The 17,642-nt window shown below is 53.9% G+C and carries 13 protein-coding genes and 4 pseudogenes; 9 read left to right on the top strand and 8 right to left on the bottom strand.

The genetic code is table 11. The features are described 5' to 3' along the window. Positions 1-1,252 (top strand): glutamine--fructose-6-phosphate transaminase (isomerizing) (gene glmS / locus BTE54_RS16070; RefSeq protein WP_078053129.1); only part of this gene is annotated, 1,252 nt, incomplete at its 5' end. 44 nt (positions 1,253-1,296) lie between these two features. Here glmS and BTE54_RS16075 read toward each other — a convergent pair. Beyond that, positions 1,297-1,466 (bottom strand): annotated as a pseudogene (locus BTE54_RS16075) (transposase); the annotation flags it as partial. A 207-nt stretch (positions 1,467-1,673) separates the two neighbouring features. On the opposite strand from BTE54_RS16075, the gene BTE54_RS16080 reads away from it, so the two are divergent. The 5 genes and pseudogenes from BTE54_RS16080 to BTE54_RS16100 form a co-directional block, all read left to right on the top strand. Further along, positions 1,674-2,720, top strand: coding sequence for an acyltransferase (locus tag BTE54_RS16080; protein WP_078053130.1), 1,047 nt, complete (start codon positions 1,674-1,676; stop codon positions 2,718-2,720). Next, entirely contained in the window at positions 2,717-4,075 is a 1,359-nt protein-coding gene (locus BTE54_RS16085) for a hypothetical protein (protein ID WP_078053131.1), read from the top strand. Before BTE54_RS16080 ends, BTE54_RS16085 begins: the two co-directional genes overlap by 4 nt. 49 nt (positions 4,076-4,124) lie before the next feature. Further along, positions 4,125-4,446 (top strand): annotated as a pseudogene (locus tag BTE54_RS16090) (IS3 family transposase); the annotation flags it as partial. Between the two features lie 330 nt (positions 4,447-4,776). Then, entirely contained in the window at positions 4,777-7,491 is a 2,715-nt protein-coding gene (locus BTE54_RS16095) for a class I SAM-dependent methyltransferase (protein WP_078053132.1), read from the top strand. Positions 7,492-7,567: 76 nt separating this feature from the next. Next, a pseudogene (locus tag BTE54_RS16100) lies at positions 7,568-8,703 on the top strand (IS3 family transposase); the annotation flags it as partial. A 111-nt stretch (positions 8,704-8,814) separates the two neighbouring features. On the opposite strand, the gene BTE54_RS16105 reads toward BTE54_RS16100, so the two are convergent. From BTE54_RS16105 to rfbC, 5 genes are all read right to left on the bottom strand, one after another. Next, positions 8,815-9,681: a glycosyltransferase family 2 protein gene (locus tag BTE54_RS16105; RefSeq protein ID WP_078053218.1), complete on the bottom strand. Its 867-nt coding sequence runs from the start codon at positions 9,679-9,681 to the stop codon at positions 8,815-8,817. 120 nt (positions 9,682-9,801) lie between these two features. Continuing rightward, positions 9,802-10,668, bottom strand: coding sequence for a glucose-1-phosphate thymidylyltransferase RfbA (gene rfbA, locus BTE54_RS16110; RefSeq protein WP_078053133.1), 867 nt, complete (start codon positions 10,666-10,668; stop codon positions 9,802-9,804). Further along, the gene (gene rfbD / locus BTE54_RS16115) at positions 10,665-11,558 is read right to left on the bottom strand and encodes a dTDP-4-dehydrorhamnose reductase (RefSeq protein ID WP_078053134.1); all 894 of its coding nucleotides are present in this window, start codon (positions 11,556-11,558) and stop codon (positions 10,665-10,667) included. The genes rfbA and rfbD overlap by 4 nt, the downstream gene beginning before the upstream one ends. 4 nt (positions 11,559-11,562) lie before the next feature. Next, the gene (gene rfbB / locus BTE54_RS16120; RefSeq protein WP_078053135.1) at positions 11,563-12,618 is read right to left on the bottom strand and encodes a dTDP-glucose 4,6-dehydratase; all 1,056 of its coding nucleotides are present in this window, start codon (positions 12,616-12,618) and stop codon (positions 11,563-11,565) included. Positions 12,619-12,620: 2 nt separating this feature from the next. After that, positions 12,621-13,190 carry a dTDP-4-dehydrorhamnose 3,5-epimerase gene (gene rfbC, locus BTE54_RS16125; RefSeq protein ID WP_078053136.1) on the bottom strand — a complete coding sequence of 190 codons (570 nt, stop codon included), beginning with the start codon at positions 13,188-13,190 and terminating at the stop codon, positions 12,621-12,623. Positions 13,191-13,833: 643 nt separating this feature from the next. Here rfbC and BTE54_RS16130 point away from each other — a divergent pair. Then, complete coding sequence (locus BTE54_RS16130) at positions 13,834-15,597, top strand: ABC transporter ATP-binding protein (protein WP_078053137.1); 1,764 nt, start codon at positions 13,834-13,836, stop codon at positions 15,595-15,597. A 77-nt stretch (positions 15,598-15,674) separates the two neighbouring features. Here BTE54_RS16130 and BTE54_RS25305 read toward each other — a convergent pair whose 3' ends face one another. Further along, a complete protein-coding gene (locus tag BTE54_RS25305; RefSeq protein WP_245316625.1) occupies positions 15,675-15,896 on the bottom strand; it encodes an IclR family transcriptional regulator C-terminal domain-containing protein in 222 nt (73 codons plus the stop codon). 340 nt (positions 15,897-16,236) lie between these two features. After that, positions 16,237-16,308, bottom strand: coding sequence for a hypothetical protein (locus tag BTE54_RS25310; protein WP_348555770.1), 72 nt, complete (start codon positions 16,306-16,308; stop codon positions 16,237-16,239). Between the two features lie 256 nt (positions 16,309-16,564). Between BTE54_RS25310 and BTE54_RS24750 the strand changes: the two are divergent. Together BTE54_RS24750 and BTE54_RS16145 are read left to right on the top strand one after the other, a co-directional pair. Next, positions 16,565-16,830: pseudogene (locus tag BTE54_RS24750) on the top strand (fumarylacetoacetate hydrolase family protein); the annotation flags it as partial. Between the two features lie 22 nt (positions 16,831-16,852). Continuing rightward, positions 16,853-17,638, top strand: coding sequence for a 2-keto-4-pentenoate hydratase (locus tag BTE54_RS16145; protein ID WP_078053138.1), 786 nt, complete (start codon positions 16,853-16,855; stop codon positions 17,636-17,638). The last annotated feature ends 4 nt before the right edge of the window (positions 17,639-17,642 follow it).

The following is a 17,642-nucleotide window of genomic DNA, read 5'->3' on the forward strand; positions in this document are numbered from 1 at the left end:
CGCCATCGCGCTGTCGCCCTTCACCAATGAGATCACCTATCTGGTGGATGGCGACTGCGCCATCGTGACCCGGCAGGGTGCTGAGATCATCGATTTCTCCGGCAAGCCGGTGAAGCGCGAGCGTCAAATCTCGCAGGCGACGGCCTATGTGGTCGACAAGGGCAACCATCGCCACTTCATGGAAAAGGAAATCTACGAGCAGCCGGAAGTCATTTCCCATGCGCTCAGCCACTATGTGGATTTCGCTTCCAAGACCGTGAAGCAGGCGGACACGGCCATCGATTTCGCCAAGCTTTCCGGCCTTGCCATCTCCGCCTGCGGCACGGCCTATCTGTCCGGCCTGATCGGCAAATACTGGTTCGAACGTTATGCCCGCCTGCCGGTGGAAATCGATGTCGCCTCGGAGTTCCGCTACCGCGAAATCCCGCTCGTCCCCACGCAGGCTGCGCTGTTCATTTCGCAATCGGGCGAAACTGCCGATACGCTGGCGGCCCTGCGTTATTGCCAGCAGGAAGGGCTGAAGATCGGCGCGGTGGTCAACACGCGTGAATCCACCATGGCGCGCGAATCCGATGCGATCTTCCCGATCCTCGCCGGTCCGGAAATCGGCGTCGCCTCCACCAAGGCCTTCACCTGCCAGCTTGCCGTGCTCGCTTCGCTCGCCGTTGCCGCCAGAAAAGCGCGCGGTACGGTCACGGCCCAGCAGGAAACCGACCTGGTTCGCCATCTCACCGAGATGCCGCGCATCATGAGCAAGGTTCTCAACAGCATCCAGCCGCAGATCGAAGCGCTGTCGCGCGATCTGTCGCGGTTCAAGGATGTGCTTTATCTCGGCCGTGGCACCAGCTTCCCGCTGGCGCTGGAAGGCGCGCTGAAGCTCAAGGAAATCTCCTATATCCACGCGGAAGGTTATGCCGCCGGCGAGTTGAAACATGGCCCGATCGCGCTGATCGACGAGAACATGCCGGTCATCGTTATCGCGCCGCATGACCGCTTCTTCGAAAAGACCGTTTCGAACATGCAGGAGGTCGCCGCGCGCGGCGGTCGCATCATCTTCATCACTGATGAGAAGGGGGCCGCCGCATCCAAGCTCGACACCATGGCGACGATCACGCTGCCCAATGTCGATGAGCTTATTGCGCCGATGGTCTTCTCGCTGCCGATCCAGCTGCTCGCCTACCACACCGCAGTCTTCATGGGCGCGGATGTGGACCAGCCGCGCAACCTTGCAAAATCGGTCACGGTGGAATGATTATTCTTGATATTGGGAGTCGGCTAAAGTAGGCGCTAGGAAAATTAGGGCGCGGACTCGTTAAATGATGCAATCCATATCCTTATCGCTGCGAGCTTGAGTGCTGCCAGATAGTTGTCGGCCCGGCGGTCATATCGCGTTGCAAGGCCGCGCATCTGCTTGATACGATTGAAAAGCGCTCGACGTGGTTGCGCTGGCGATAGACCCAGCGGTTTCCTTTTTAGCGTTGGCACCGTGCTGGTGAACGCGAACGTAGGAGCTGTTGATCATCACGATGTCACCCGCATAACGCCGCCGCGATATTCCGCTTTCAGATCAGGTGGCGCAAAGCACACCCCAAATCGCAAGATAAAACCTCGTCGATCGTTGCAACCGGTCGCTGATTTATCTAAGGCTTTGGAGTATTTCGCGTGAGGGGCGCATGAACACGACACAAAAAATTCCGGCCAGTGATCACCGGTCGAACTCATTTGACTTGTTTCGGCTGCTTGCAGCCTCGATGGTAGTGGTTGGCCACTCATACGTGCTGTTGGGTAAAGCGCCGCCGCTACTGTTTGGCATACCTGTGCACGTGATGGGGGTCTTCAGCTTCTTCTCGTTGAGCGGCTACCTAATCACTCAAAGCACAATGCGAGACTCGAACCCAGTCAGGTTTTTCGCTCGCCGTTTGGCCAGGATAATGCCAGCGTTATGGGTCTGCATCTTTCTTTCAATTGTATTCGGGGCTTTCCTGTCCCGGCTTTCGATGGCGGAGTATTTTGATCACCCATCCACGATCGCTTATCTCCAGAATCTTATTCTTCGAATTCAGTTTTTCCTGCCCGGCACATTCGAAGAGTCGAAGGTGACCTCCGCTTTTAATGGTTCTCTATGGAGCATATCAGCCGAATTTTTGATGTATTGTGTCGCGCTATCTGTAGCGTTGGCATTGCGGTTCCGGGTGATAGTGCTTGTTTCCATTTTTGCCATCGCAACGATTGTTCGGCTGACAACGGAAGATTTTGTCTTTTACAACATATCATTTTATCAGCTTTACTCAGCCGGCATTTATTTCGTGTTCGGGATGTGCGTTGCGCTGATGCCTTCTTCTACGGTTGATCGGAAATATGAGCTGTCGGCACTTCTGCTATTTGCGTGCCTAATGTTGTCTTCCGCTGGGACATTCCAACAATTCGGCCTACCCGCGCTATATTCGTTCGCAGTGATCTCGATTTGCCGCACAGGTTCGACATCAAGCAAAGCGATTTCCAGTAAGATCGGGGATGTTTCCTACGGCATATACCTGTATTCCTTCCCAGTGCAGCAGGCTCTCATATTCAATGCTGGAATCAAGTCTGCGTTGGTTCTGATACTGATCACCTTCGCTATTGTCCTGCCGCTGGCATATGCGTCTTGGCGCGCAGTGGAAAAGCCATGCCTGGACTTTGTGAAAACCACGCTTAAAAAGAAAAGGGGAGCTATCGCATGAGACGAGTCCTTGGGATTGCGACAGCTATCGGATGCCTGTTTGGGCAAACAGCGTCAAACGCTGGCGTCGGTTACTTCAGCCCTAGCGGTGTGCGCGCGGAATTTGCCGCGGCAGTAGATATGGCAACAATAAACGCCATCGACGGGCCAGCACATATCGCTGAAAACTTCCGACTAGCAGCGGAGTCTGGGCTAAAGATCAATCTCGACATTGGCCCCTTAATTTCCAAGCCGCGCCCAGCCGGAAAACTCGTTACTTCATACGCAGCCCAGGACGGGAGCCGAAAAGAAAAGGCTCTTCCCGGCATGAAAACGAACAAGCTCCGCGATTTTGTTTCAGACGATCAAATTCGAGAATTCTTAAAACCTTATCTGGATGCCATTGCGCCCCACAAATCAGCGCTTTACAGCGTCTTCTTGGTAGACGAGCCATATCTTAATGGCGTCTCTAAAACGGAGCTTCAGCGGGTCGCAAGCCTCGTTAGATCGGTCTTCGCCGAACATGGATACCCCGAGATCAAGATCGGTGTTATTTTCGCTGGCGCCATGTTCAATAAACGCTTCTCCGCAGCGGCACAGAAAGCCGCGCTTGCGTACGTGGATACCATTGACAGCTATGCCCAATCTGAACAAGCTCGCATCGAAACCCTTCCGAGAAGCGAAGCTAAAACCGCACGTGCCGAATTCGATAAATGGAAGGAAGTCATAAACAATTTCCGCCTTACGACCTACGACACCGCCGGGAACATCTACGACGGTGGCGGCATCCCTGCTGGCTTTGATATTCTGGCGTTCGATCTCTACGTATCCACGGCATTGCTCGACGGGGCTTACGAGGACGCAATGTCCGTCTTGGCGTCGGAGTCTGGGATTCCAGAATGCGCGGACTTTGCTAATGTAAAGATGAGCAAATTCAGGTCCACACTCTCATTCATGCAGTCTGGTCCCATGTCGGCTGGCGACCATCTGAGGGACAATGACAACGATAGGCTCACTCGCTTCTATAACTGCCGGGTGAAGGGGACGATTAAGCTCTTGCAAGACGAAGCGAAAGCCTCTGGCTACTCCAAGTTTGAAACGATGGTGATCACCGAATCCAGTTCGAATGGATTTCTTGAGTTCGCCGCCGATGGTAGCCCCGAAGCCGAACAGCCTGAATTGCTAGTGAAAGCCCGTGTGGTCGAGGAAGTAGAAAGAGCGATCAGGCTCTACAAAGAACCTGGGTCCGGCATAGACCATATGTTGTTTTTCACGTTCGACGACGAATACGACAAAAGCATCAACCTTCAGGTCGGAGGGGTAGCCTCCAACCTTAAGGCTATAGCGGCGATCTCCGCCGCCTCTGACCGAAATTAAACCGGCCGGTGAATTGCGAACCCGAAACAACGTCCGCTGCGGCGGGCGTTGGAGGCGCAAGCCAAAGGAAAGGTGTTGATCCACTCGGATCAGGGCTCCCAGTTTACCAGCATGGACTGGGCACCGTTCCTAAGGCACCATAATCTGGTTCGCTCGATGAGCCGACGCGGAACTGCCATAACAATGCGGTGGCGAAGAGCTTCTTCAATCTTCTAAAGCGACGGCGGATACGTCGCAAGGTCTACCGTTCACGCGATGAAGCACGCCACGACATGTTCGACTACATCGAAATGTTCTACAACCCGAAACGCAAGCACGTCAGAAACTGGATGCTGTCGCCCGTCGAGTTTGAGAAGCAGCAAAAAATCTAACCCGAGGACGTCTACCAAACTGGGAGCTATTCAGCTTGAGCCCTTCTGTTTATGCCAACTGTCCGGTCGAAATGGGGCAGTTCACAGGCTAAATTGGCGCGTCCCGACGCCATCTGGCTCGACTTGGTGAAAATAATAAGGTATCGCCGGCAACTAGAGCGGGCGCGGAAGAACCGAGGCTATGCAAAGCAATGCGAATTATCTAGTACTACCGAAACAAAAAATGCGCCATTAAGCTGCAGGTCGCGTTTTTATTTTTGACACAAATCGGATCGTTGGCGCGCACATAAGGCTTTCGTCGCCACACCGGAATTCAGGAAAAGATGGGATATGGAATTCACAGGCGAGCGGTATATTCCCGGCGTGGGAGGGAGCATTGCACTCGAGCACGAGCACAGATACCGCATGTGTCTCGACGCCGTTAAAGGCAAAACGGTACTCGATATTGCATGTGGCGAAGGCTTCGGATCCTCATTGTTGTCAAAAAACGCTGAATTTGTCTTCGGCGTGGATATCGACCCTGAGGCAATCAGCCATGCTTCGGAAACTTACGATGCCGAAAACATCACATTTTTACAAGGATCTTGCTCACAGATCCCGATTGAGGATAACTCGATAGACATCGTCGTAAGCTTCGAAACAATAGAGCATCACGACGAGCACGAACAAATGATGCTGGAAGTGCGGCGCGTTTTGAAGGCTGATGGCGCTCTTATAATATCAAGTCCTGACAAAAAAACATATTCAGATTCACGCAATTTCAGAAATGAGTTTCATGTCAAAGAGTTATATCGTAACGAATTTCAAGAATTGCTTACAAAACATTTCAAGTATGTGGCCATGATGGGCCAAAGAATTGTCTACGGTTCTGCGATTTTTAAAGAAGAGGGAAAGGGGGAAATTCAATCCTACGGTATCGAATCCGTCGAGCCGACACCAGGTCTTCCAGACCCCCTGTATTTAATCGCTGTTGCTTCAGACCATCAAGGCTGGGACGAAAAGGTGCGCGGAGGGCTTCTAGAAGAAACTGTGTACAGAAGTGAAGCAATCATCGAAAGAGCTCATCAGCATAGTAAGGTTGCTGAGGCAATGCGCGCCGAGATTGCTTTGTTAACAGGAACAATGAGTGCCGCTGAAATGATTGACGGCCTAGTGGGCAAACTCAGTGCCGCAATGTCGATTGCGGACACCCTTGACGAAAAATTGCAACATTTGAGCAATGAACTAAATTCGAGGGGAGAAAATAACGTATCGGTATCTAATAGCCCGGCCAGAGGCTCAAAGCTAATGCGGCTTGCATTTCACCGGGATGGCCGTCCTCGGGGATGGCTGCGCAAGCTTGTCCTCAAGGATCGGAAATTAGGGCTGCCCAGAGAATCAACGAAACGGATTTTGCTAAAGAAGGACGGTCGCGTACGGCCCTGTTTTCAACGGTGGTATTCACGTTACGACGCGAGCCCAGAATTACACTTTAACTTAGAATATACTGACTTCCTCCGCGAGATATTGAGGTCGGGCACGGTTGCGCGAGCGGAAACGTTGCACATCGTAACCACGCCCCATACAAAAATAATCGCTCAACTGATCCAGGAGGCGCTGAAGCACAGCCGATTTAAGTTCTCAAGCTCCACTGTGATGCCTGATAAATTTGAGCATGACCTGTACGTCGTCGTGGCACCTCAGATGTTTGCATTGATGCCACCTGCCAATAAGACGATAATCTTCCAGATGGAACAGGTTAGGGCATCTTCTTGGGCCACTAACGAGTATTTGGGCAGACTCAGCAACAGTTTGGCTGTGATCGATTATTCCTCTGACAACATTGCCGCCCTTCACGAAAGATCGCTGCCGTCCAAGCAGCTATATTACGTTCCGATCAGACCGTTACAGCTCCAACCCGAGAAAAACGAGGTGGAGCGAGATATTGACGTCCTATTTTATGGTTCGATAGCGGCGGAGCGGCGCGGGCGCTATTTGAATGCGCTATCAGAGAAATTCAATATTCGAGTGGAATCGAACCTTTTCGGCAACGACCTCCAAGACCTACTGAAAAGAACTAAAGTCGTCGCTAATATACACTACTACGAAGGCGCATTATTGGAGACAACGAGGTTAAGCGAAGCTCTTTCTTTTGGGGCCCGTGTAGTATCGGAGGAGTCAGTAGACCAAGTCGATCGAACAGACTTTGCAGACTTGGTCGATTTTGTCCCCGTGGGCGATGTTCAATCATATTTGACGCAAGTTCAAAAAGCCTTGGATGGTTGGGATGGACCGGCGACAGTTGACAAAGATACCGACTTTTCCGGAATGACGTATCATCTCGCGCGGGTTTTAAACGGGATCGGCGCGATATCAATGGAAGAAGTGTTTGACCTTTGTCGTGATTTGCGCATGCCATCGGCTAGGGCCGTTCTTGCACTTCCTGAGCAGACAGAGCGTTACAACTTCGCAAAAAGAAATCTTTTGCCCGATGCTTGGCTCTTTAATGGCTTGAGGGACATTGATGGTTGGAAGGGTTGTGCCAGAAGCTATAAGTTTCTCGCGTCTCAGGCCCTTCGTCAAGATTTCTCTAATATGATGATATATGAGGATGACGCAGGTTTCCAAGTCGAAGTAAGGGAAAGGCTACAGATAGTCGAGCAGTACCTGTCCCAGAGTTCTGACTGGGATGTGTTTTCCGGTCTACTCAGTGATCTTTCCGACGATGCCGTTGTAACAAAAGTAACCAACTTCGGCGGAGAGGAATTCTTGCACCTTAATAGCGTGATCGGGATGGTGTTTGGTATCTACAACAAAAGCGCTCTGGAAATGCTAGCGCGTTTCGAGATTGAGGGAAATGATACTCAGAAACATACGATCGACCGTTACTTGGAGGCTTTGTGCCCGAAGTGCATTACAACGCTACCGCCGATAGCGAGTCATTCTGAACATCTCATTTCAACCCTTTGGCCGGTCGATAATTCCGCAACGATAAGGATGATCTCAAGAAGCCTTGAAAAGCTGGATTCTAAACGGTTGTCTGTTGTCCACAGCAGTGGATCGTAGATTACGCTGAATGAGCCCCCGAAAGGTCCGGACATGCTCCCCACTTAGCTAAGTGGGTAGGAGTAATGTTGGTAATATGACTAGTAGCAACTTTAAGATGGAAGTCCTTTCGGGTCCGGAACGGCGACGGCGCTGGAGCACGGCGGAGAAGCTGGCCATCATTCAAGAGACGTACGAGGCGGATGCGACGGTGAGCGTCGTTGCCCGGCGGCACGGCATTCAGCCGAACCAGTTGTTCGCCTGGCGCAAGCTGGCGTCTCAAGGGGCGTTGACGGCGACGGCCGCCGAAGAGGAGGTTGTCCCGGCATCCGAATATCGGGCGCTTCAGGCCCAGGTGAAGGAGTTGCAGCGCCTGCTGGGCAAGAAGACGATGGAGAGCGAAATCCTCAAGGAAGCCCTCGAAATCGCCGGAGGCCCAAAAAAACGGATGTTGCGCTCGATCTCTCTTCCGAAGGACTTTTTGAAATGAAGACCGTCTGCGAGACTTTGGGTGTCGCCCGGTCGAATATCGCTGCCCGTGCCACAGGTTCCCCTTCCAGCGCCAGAGGACGCCCGCCACTCCCGGATCGGGAGCTGGTGGAAGATATCAAGGCCGTCATCGCCAACATGCCCACCTACGGCTATCGCCGGGTCCATGCCATCCTGCGCAGGAATGCCCGAAAACAGGGCAAGTCATGGCCCAATGCCAAGCGCGTCTACCGGGTCATGAAACTGCATCATCTACTGCTCGTGCGACATAGCGGAGCCGTCGATGATCGTCTTCATGACGGCCAGGTCGCCGTCGCCCGCTCGAACACCAGATGGTGCTCCGATGGCTTCGAGATCGGCTGCGACAACAAGGAGAAGGTCCGAGTGGCCTTCGCTCTCGATTGCTGCGACCGGGAAGCAATCGCCCATATCGCCACCACGGAAGGCATCAAGAGCCGGGATGTGCAGGACCTCGTGATCACGGCTGTCGAGAACCGCTTTGGCCGCATCAACATGTTGCCGCAGCCTATCGAATGGCTCACCGACAACGGCTCCTGCTTCATCGCCAAGGACACCAAATCCTTGCTCCGCGACATCGGCATGGAGCCGTGCTCGACGCCGGTGCGCAGCCCGCAGTCGAACGGGATGGCGGAGGCCTTTGTCAAAACATTCAAGCGCGATTACGTCTCGGTAAACCCAACTCCGGATGCCGAAACCGTCATCGCACAACTGCCCTTCTGGTTCAGCTCGCAATCTCAAACCTGAGCACGTCCGGTCTTTTGGGGGCAACTCCAGATCGTAGATTACGCTCCGCGCCAAGTACATGACGATCGTTGGCTGTGTACCCACTTCGACTCAAAGCCTGGCGTCGCCACCTGGCGGCGGACAAAATATCGTGGATGCGGCTCCAGCGAGGAAGCCGGCTGCTTTCGCGCGCCGCCGTGCCGAATATATGATCGCGGGGGATGCAAAAAGAGCAGCGGCTTGCATAAGAGTCGAAAAAACTACAAGCGGCCGCTGATGCTTCTTTCCAGCATAAATTCTTGATTGCGCCATATGAAACGCCTTGAGCCGAGCAATTTCTGGAGATCGTCCCGATGAGTGTCCCGCGGTGTGGTAAACAAGGGCATCTCGTACGAATACAAGTTGTCCTAGTTTCGCAAGACGCAATGATAGGTCATCGTCTTCATGATAGAGAAATATTGCTGGATCAAAGCCTTCCACAGCAACGAATTTTTGTTTTGCAACAAAAAATGCAGCGCCGCTCAAGACCGGAACGACAGTGTCAGCCACTGGCCAGCCCTTTTTCATGTAGCGGTTGCGCGGCAATAGCCAAGACCTCCGCTTGAAGTACTCACTCCCGTCCGAGTTTGAGATTCTTGGATTGAAGGCGACGCCCAAGGGATGACGGGCGACTGCTTCCAGCAACGCCTCAACTGACCCAGTTGTTAACCGGGCGTCGGGGTTCAGAAACAGTATCCAAGGTGTCTGCACAAGGGCTGCGCCTGCATTACAACCGCGTCCGAACCCCTGATTCTCTTCCAACTGAACGATCCTGATGTCCCTATCTGCAGGCAGGTTAGCGAAACTGTTTGTTTTCCCGTTGTCAACAAGAACGATTGGTGTTGCTTCTGGGATGGTTGCGATCATATCCGCTATTAGCGCATCGCTCTTATAGCAAACAGATACAACCGTTACGTCCGAGAGCGACAAGCTAGCCATTTTGACCCCAGAAGTTAGGCGCATCATCCCACGCCCCTTGGCGAATTTGTTTATTAGCTTCTGTGGCAGAACGCCGCGGCGCAGTTCGCATCAATAGACTCGAAAAAATACTCGAAAGAATTAATTAGAGGCGAGTCTCCTCAGATAAATGCCATAATCGCCTTTGCCGGCATTTTCTGCGAGCGCTGAGAACTCGGATTTCGTGATAAAGCCCTTGCTCAAGGCGATCTCTTCCGGGCATGCAATCTTGAAACCCTGTCGCTTCTCCAACGTCCGCACGAATTCACCGGCTTCAAGAAGACTCTCTGGCGTGCCAGTATCAAGCCACGCATAACCGCGCCCCATGATAGATACCTTCAGCTTGCCACGCTCGAGATAGGTTCGATTTACATCTGTAATCTCGTATTCGCCGCGCGCGGACGGTTTTAGATTGGCGGCGATATCGACCACATCGGCATCGTAAAAATAAAGACCGGTGACCGCCCAGTTGGACTTGGGTTTTGCCGGTTTTTCCTCGATGGAGAGGGCGCGCATTTCACTATCGAAATCGACCACGCCATAACGTTCGGGATCGTTCACATGATAGGCGAAGACCGTAGCACCGTCGTTAACGCTCGTACCAGCCTGCAGAAGTTCCGGTAATCCATGGCCGTAATATATGTTGTCACCCAGGATAAGGCAGGACGGCGAACCCGCCACGAAGTCCGCGCCGATCATATATGCCTGCGCCAGCCCATCCGGGCTCGGCTGGACCGCATATTCAATGGAAAGTCCCCATTTTGAACCATCACCCAGGAGAGACTGGAAAAGCGGCATGTCATGGGGTGTCGAGATAATGAGAATCTCGCGAATGCCGGCCAGCATCAGCGTGGTCAGCGGGTAATAGATCATCGGCTTGTCGTAGACTGGCAGGATCTGCTTCGAGACCGCCAATGTCATCGGATGCAGACGCGTGCCGCTGCCTCCGGCCAGAATGATACCCTTCATGGCATTTCCTTTTTGCTCTGCGCAAGAGCGGTGACCACCGCGCGCGTTGATGTTTGCCAGCTCGGTAGCTTTATGCCGTAAACCTCTTCCAGCTTGCTGCAATCAAGCCGCGAGTTTGCCGGGCGCCGGGCCGGGGTAGGGTATTGCGCTGTCGTGATGTCGTTGACGACAATGGACTTCCCGCCGTTTTCCGCGGAAAGGGCGAATATCTGTTTCGCGAAATTCGCCCAGTTCGTTTCACCGGTTCCAGACAGATGAAACACCCCACGAAGAGGGGCCGAGGAATCTTCCACGAGCTTTCTTGCGATTGTAACGACCGCGGCAGCGATATCGTTGGCCGAAGTAGGGCATCCAAACTGGTCCGCAACGACGTTGATTTCGTCGCGGTTCTCGCTCAGCCGGAGCATGGTCTTCACGAAGTTGTTGCCATATTCCGAATAGACCCATGCGGTCCGCAGAACCACATAATTGTCGGTGGCCTCCGAAACGGCTCGTTCGCCTTCGAGCTTCGAGCGGCCGTAGACGGAAGTGGGGCCTATCGGATCACTTTCGACATAAGCGGTGTCCTTGGTGCCGTCGAAAACATAATCCGTAGAAAGATGAATAACGGGAATGCCGATGTCACTTGCCGCTTGTGCAACAGCCCTTGCTCCATCCCGATTAACGGCAAAAGCGATATCCTGCTCGCTTTCTGCCTTGTCGACGGCTGTATAGGCTGCAGCCGATACCACGACATCGGGTTTTACCTCGCGTAGCGCCTTCAAAACAGTTTCAGGCTGTGCAAGGTCGAGTTCCGGTCGACCAAGAGCCACGATCTCCAGCTCGTCACTCGCCAATGCCTGGAGGGCGCTGACGACCTGACCATTTTTGCCCGTAACTGCCAGCCGCATTCGCTCAGCCCTTTGTCAGAACGCCGAGGCGTTCTCCGGCGTAAACACCCTCGCGAAGCGGCTGCCACCACCACGCATTGTCGAGATACCATTCCACCGTCTTGCGGATACCGGTAGCGAAGTTTTCCTGCGCTTTCCAGCCGAGTTCGGTTTCGAGCTTGGTCGCATCAATGGCATAGCGGGCATCGTGGCCGGGACGATCCGTCACATATTTGATAAGCTCGGCATAGGGCCTAGATTGTGGGCGCAACTCATCGAGAATGGCGCAGATGCAGTTGACCACATCGATGTTCTTCTGCTCGTTTCTGCCGCCGACATTGTACTTCTCGCCGGCAAGACCTTTCTGGACAATGAGCCACAGGGCGCGGGCATGATCATCCACATAAAGCCAGTCGCGGATGTTCGCGCCGTTTCCATAGACCGGCAGAGGCTTGCCTTCCAGCGCGTTGAGAATGATCAGGGGAATTAGTTTTTCCGGGAAATGGAATGGTCCGTAATTGTTGGAACAATTGGAAATGACGACCGGAAGGCCATAAGTACGCTGCCAGGCCGTGGCAAGATGATCGCTTGCGGCTTTCGAGGCGGAGTATGGCGATGAAGGGTCGTAGGGGGTTGTTTCTTCAAACAGGCCGTTGTCCCCGAGCGAGCCATAGACCTCGTCGGTTGACACGTGGAGCATGCGGAAATTCGCCTTGGCGTCTTCCGCAAGGCCGCTCCAATATTGGCGCGCCGCCTCCAGCATCGTGAAAGTGCCGTTGATATTGGTTTGAATAAAATCGGCGGCGCCGGTTATGGAGCGGTCGACATGGCTTTCAGCGGCCAGATGCATCACGTAGTCCGGCTGAAATGCCGCGAATGCCTCATTCATCGCAGCCCGGTCACATATGTCGGCCTGAAGAAAGCGGTGGTTCGGCGCATTTTCGATCGGCTTGAGGGACGCCAGATTTCCTGCATATGTCAGCTTGTCGACAGTGAGAACATCCGCGCCAACCTCGCTAACGAGATAACGTACGAGGGCTGAGCCGATAAATCCGGCGCCGCCGGTAACGAGAACGCGCATCATCAGTTCCCAGTGTTTTGGTAGGTGAAATATTCGGGCAATTCCGACAGAAGCGGTTGCCTCTCGTCCTTCTCGGAAAGCACGCAGCCCTCCAGCTTTGGCCAATTGATGCCAATCGCTGGATCATCCCATTTAACACCGCGGTCGTTGGCAGCACTGTAGGGGGCCGTGACTTTGTATGAGATGACCGTGTCGTCAACGAGCGTCATAAAACCGTGGGCAAATCCCGCCGGAAGCCACAGCTGCTCGCCATTTTCGGGCGAAAGCTCGACGGAGGCCCATTGTCCGAAGGTGGGCGATCCTGTTCTAATATCAACTGCCACATCGAGCAGCCGTCCGCGAACACAGCGGACAAGCTTGCCCTGTGCAAAAGGCTCGGTCTGAAAATGAAGGCCGCGGACAGTTCCGGCTCGCGCAGAGAGCGATTCATTATCCTGCACGAACTCCACGTCCGCTACATTTTCGCGAAACCACTCACTCCTGAAAACCTCGCTAAAGTAACCCCTGCTATCACCGAAACGGGTAGGTATTACCTTTTTCAAGCCAAATATCGAAAACGCCTCGAATTGCATTCACTCATCCCGTTTCGTAGACATACCCACGGTGGTATGGCGGTCACCCCATTCACAGTCAATATCGCTTTCTTGACCTCAGATACAAGTCCCAGACTTACACGTTAATATCGCAAACACGCTTCGAACTGTGCCTGAGGCTTACTCTGCTGGAACAAGCACCGGCCGCATCGAGACCAATTTTGCACTGAACCACACAATCGTACGCAATCGAAACGCGCGGCCTATAGCTGGCCTTTAAAACACCTTCAAGTCTCCACCTCCGTCGACGCTCATAGGCAAAATGCAGATGTTCTCTGGCTCGCTGCGTTTGCTCGAATAAAGCCGGCAGACAATTACGACTGGAATTGGGCGGCCGACCACCAAAACCCGATTTTTCCGCGTCCTCGGCTCCCTCTTACCCGTAGATTTAGTCCTATAGGCGGCAGGGCGCCAGATTGTAAACTGCAAGTCACAATCGCAGAGATGGCCACCAAATATTGACAGCATTGGGAGTTCGACGTATTTGCAGCGCTGCAACAAGGTAACTCGGAATGCCGGCAAAAATCACTGCCTCCTCAACGGCTGGATTTACACATGAGGTGAGCCATTTTTGAAAACTCCGGCAAGCGGCTCATTTACCAAAACTGAATAGGATGCTTCCTTGATCGGATCGTTTTTGTCGCCAAACGACAAGAAGTTGCTGACGCGGCTCTTCAAAGAGAACTTTAAAAAACACGTTGGTTGGTATTCCGCGGCGATAGCGGCGATGGTTGTGGTGGCCGCGTCGACCTCTTTGAGCGCGTGGATAATGCGCGACATCGTCAACAGCGTGTATTTGAAGCAAGGATTTGACGTCGTCCTCGAGATCGCCTTCGCTGTCGCCGTAATTTTCATTGTGAAGGGCCTAGCAACTTTCGTCCAGAGCTTCTATCTCAGCAAGGCTGGCAATAGTATTGTCGCAGAGCAGCAGCGCAAGATTTACGACCGGCTTTTGAAACAGGGGGTGTCCTTTTTTCAAAATTTGCCATCTTCTGAGCTTCTCATCCGCGTGACCTATAACGCCCAGGCTGCACGGAGCGTCATTGACACAATCGTCACATCTTTCGTGCGCGATCTGTTTTCGCTCATCGGTCTGATCATCGTGATGTTTGCACAAAATTTCCTTTTGAGCGCGATCTCCATGATCATAGGTCCGTTGGCGATATTCAGCGTCCGCCTCGTGCTGCGGCGCGTCCGAAAGATCATGGAGGCTGAGCTTGCGTCGCTTGGTGAGATCGTCAACGTCGTCCAAGAAACCAGCATCGGTGTGCGGGTCATCAAAGCCTTCTCGCTTGAAAAGTTGATGCGTCAGCGCATGAACAAAGCGGTTTCCGATGTAGAGCAACGTGCCAACGGCATAGCCAAGCTGGAAGCGGCGACGAGCCCAATTATGGAAACGCTATCTGGCCTTGCCATAGCTGTGGTCATTGCCGTTTCCGGTTACACTGTGCTGGAGAAAGGTGGCTCCCCCGGCGATTTGATGGCATTTATTACAGCACTTCTCTTAGCCTATGAGCCTGCGAAGCGATTGGCACGTATGCGGGTCCAGATCGAAAGTGGGATGATCGGCGTGCGTATGATGTTCGAGGTCCTTGATGCCCCTCTGACGTTGACCGAGAAAAAAGGCGCAGTCGCGCTTCCTAAGGCAAGTGGCGATGTCGAACTCAAGAACGTCAGCTTCGAGTACGTTTCCGGCCAGCCGGTTCTCAGGGATGTCAGCGTACTCTTCGAAGGAGGCAAAATGACTGCACTGGTGGGCCCTTCTGGCAGCGGCAAATCTACCATCATCAACCTCATAATGCGTCTTTACGACCCACAGAACGGCTCCGTTGAAATCAACAGCACGGATCTGCGCGATGTTTCTTTTGCTAGCCTGCGCGAACACGTTTCGTATGTCGGCCAGGAAACCTTCCTGTTCTCCGGGACGATCAAGCACAACATTTCCGTCGGCCGCGACAACGCGACTGAGGAGGAAATCATAGCGGCAGCAAAGGCTGCAAATGCGCATGATTTCATCATGAAGATGCAAAACGGATACGACACCAGGCTGGGCGAAAACGGCTCCGGCCTGTCGGGCGGGCAGCGACAGCGTGTGGCGATTGCACGCGCAATGCTTCGGGACGCGAATATCCTGATCCTTGATGAAGCGACAAGTGCACTGGATTCCGAATCCGAGGCTCTCGTGCGTGATGCGTTGGAACGCCTGACGCTCAACAAGACATCCATCGTGATCGCCCATCGCCTTTCCACAATTAATCGCGCCGACAAGATCGTCGTCATGGACAATGGTGAAGTGGCCGAACAGGGAAGCCGGCGTGAATTGCTGGCGAATGACGGCCTTTATAAACGACTTCATAGTATCCAGTTCGATGCAGACGTCGCTTGACACCAAAATAAAACGGGCGGCCAGTGCCGCCCGAATTTTATTTCAGCTGCCATTTGGGCGAAGAAGAGCCGTTCCCGCTACCAGGCCATTTCCATGTCGCTTGCAGCCCTTGCCAGAAGCGGCAATATCTCCGCCACGCGCTCCTCCGTGAGACGTGTCAGCGGCACCGCAACGCTCATGGTGCCGACGACCTCATTCCCTTGGCGGATGGCGACAGCAATTGCACCCACTCCCTCCTCAGCGTCGCCAACTGCACGGCCGTAACCGAGACCTGCAACGGAGTCGAGTTCCCTGTTCAGCGCCTTGGCCTAGCCCTGCTTTAAGGGCGATCCTGAGCGCCCTCTCCCGCTCCAGGCTCGCGAGTCATATTTTACCGTTTGCCGTGCGTAGGGGGACTATGCCGGCGCTCATATCGGGTTAGAAGACAAGGCCCGAGCGGTGGCCGCGGGCGGAACCGATCCATACGAGCGTATTGTTCCGTACAGCCGTCAAGCGAACAAGCTCGCGCGTGCGCTCCGCGAGTGCATTGAGAATCGACTGACGCAGATCAGAGACCTGCAGCCGCGCCAGTTGTTTCTGCCCCACCAGCGCCATCCGCATGGTCAGCGCATAACAATCGCTCTCAGGTCTTTGCCACGCCTAGCCATTATCAATAAGAGAGGTAAGGATGCGGCGGCATGCACTTTTTGGTATATTGAGTTGATGAGCGATTTCGGATACCTGAAAATTAGCCCGCCAAGGCGAGGAGCATGGCGATCGTCCGCTCTACGCCGCCGCTTAGTACATTGATAGTCCTGTCAATTTCATTCTTTGGTCACATCTGCGTCGCTAATTTCCATCAAAGGGCAACGCCTCATTACGAGGATATAGGACCATCTGCCACCGCTCAACAGCTGGGCAAAAGGCCCTATCGGATCAGGCATGGCGTTGCCAAATTCCACATAATACCGGACGAAATCGGAGACGTGAAAATCTTGTCCTGTGGCTCGACGTCAACGGCCAACGCATACAGAGCGGTTCGACATCCAAGATGATTTTCCCGATCGCAACGCTTGTTTCTCACATCAGCCGCTTCATGCGCCTCACGCCGGGCGACGTCATCACCACGGGCGCGCCGCCCGGGGTCGGCCCTGAATGAAACTGCCAGTCTTCCTAAAAGCCGGCGATGTGGTCGCACTCGGCATTGATGGCCTTGGCACACAGCGTCAAATCGTGACAGCATTCGGCGCATGAGATCATCAGGAGACGTAAGTGAATGACGGCAATCGAAAAACTGGCGGAAATCTTCACGACAGCGAGCCGCGAGGGGGCGAAGATTTCTCTGGCGGCGGTGCAGGCCGAGGGTCTCATTCCTGCTTCGCTTGGAGAGGCTATGGCGGTCCAGCGGGCTTTTGCTGAAAGCTGTGCGAAACCGGTTGCCGGCTGGAAATTGGCTATCCGCGCGGATGGCAAGGCCATCGGGGCGCCTATGTTCGATTGTGTGCGGGTCGATGAAGCCAATGCCGCTTCTTTTCCCCATGACGGCACCGAAGGCATCGAGGTCGAGATCTGCTTTACGCTTTCGGCGGATATTCCCGCGGCTGCGGCGGGACCGCTGACCAGGGAGGACCTGATAGGATTTATCGACAAGGTCCACCTTGGTGCTGAACTTCTCCGCTACAGGCTGGTGGAGAAAAATCAGGTGCCGTTTCCGCTTTTTCTCGCGGATCGTCTCGCCAACCACGGCTTCGTCACCGGCCCGGAAGTCGATAAGGACATCGTGGACGTCTTTGCCGGAAATGGCGAGAACCTGCCGCAGCTCACCGTTACCGAGGGGTCGGCATCGCTGTTCGATGCCGGGGTAAAACATCCGAATGGCGATCCGCTCGCGCCGCTGATCGCCTTTGCCAATGCGGCATTCAACACCGGCGAGATGCTTAAGGCGGGCAATGTCGTGACGACTGGCAGCCTTTGCGGCGCGATACCAAGCACACTTGCCGGCGAAACACACATTTCGCTGAAATCGGCTGGCGCCTTCGCGCTGTCCGGTCCGAGACCATAGGCGT

The sequence above is a fragment of the Agrobacterium sp. YIC 4121 genome, assembly GCF_002008205.1.
GTDB classification, from domain to species: Bacteria; Pseudomonadota; Alphaproteobacteria; order Rhizobiales; family Rhizobiaceae; genus Agrobacterium; species Agrobacterium leguminum.

Bases quoted from the DNA above. Each gene is read 5' to 3' on its own strand.
- BTE54_RS16080 (WP_078053130.1), top strand. From the start codon at position 1,674: ATGAACACGACACAAAAAATTCCGGCCAGTGATCACCGGTCGAACTCA.
- BTE54_RS16085 (WP_078053131.1), top strand. From the start codon at position 2,717: ATGAGACGAGTCCTTGGGATTGCGACAGCTATCGGATGCCTGTTTGGG.
- BTE54_RS16095 (WP_078053132.1), top strand. From the start codon at position 4,777: ATGGAATTCACAGGCGAGCGGTATATTCCCGGCGTGGGAGGGAGCATT.
- BTE54_RS16105 (WP_078053218.1), bottom strand. From the start codon at position 9,681: ATGGCTAGCTTGTCGCTCTCGGACGTAACGGTTGTATCTGTTTGCTAT.
- rfbA (WP_078053133.1), bottom strand. From the start codon at position 10,668: ATGAAGGGTATCATTCTGGCCGGAGGCAGCGGCACGCGTCTGCATCCG.
- rfbD (WP_078053134.1), bottom strand. From the start codon at position 11,558: ATGCGGCTGGCAGTTACGGGCAAAAATGGTCAGGTCGTCAGCGCCCTC.
- rfbB (WP_078053135.1), bottom strand. From the start codon at position 12,618: ATGCGCGTTCTCGTTACCGGCGGCGCCGGATTTATCGGCTCAGCCCTC.
- rfbC (WP_078053136.1), bottom strand. From the start codon at position 13,190: ATGCAATTCGAGGCGTTTTCGATATTTGGCTTGAAAAAGGTAATACCT.
- BTE54_RS16145 (WP_078053138.1), top strand. From the start codon at position 16,853: ATGACGGCAATCGAAAAACTGGCGGAAATCTTCACGACAGCGAGCCGC.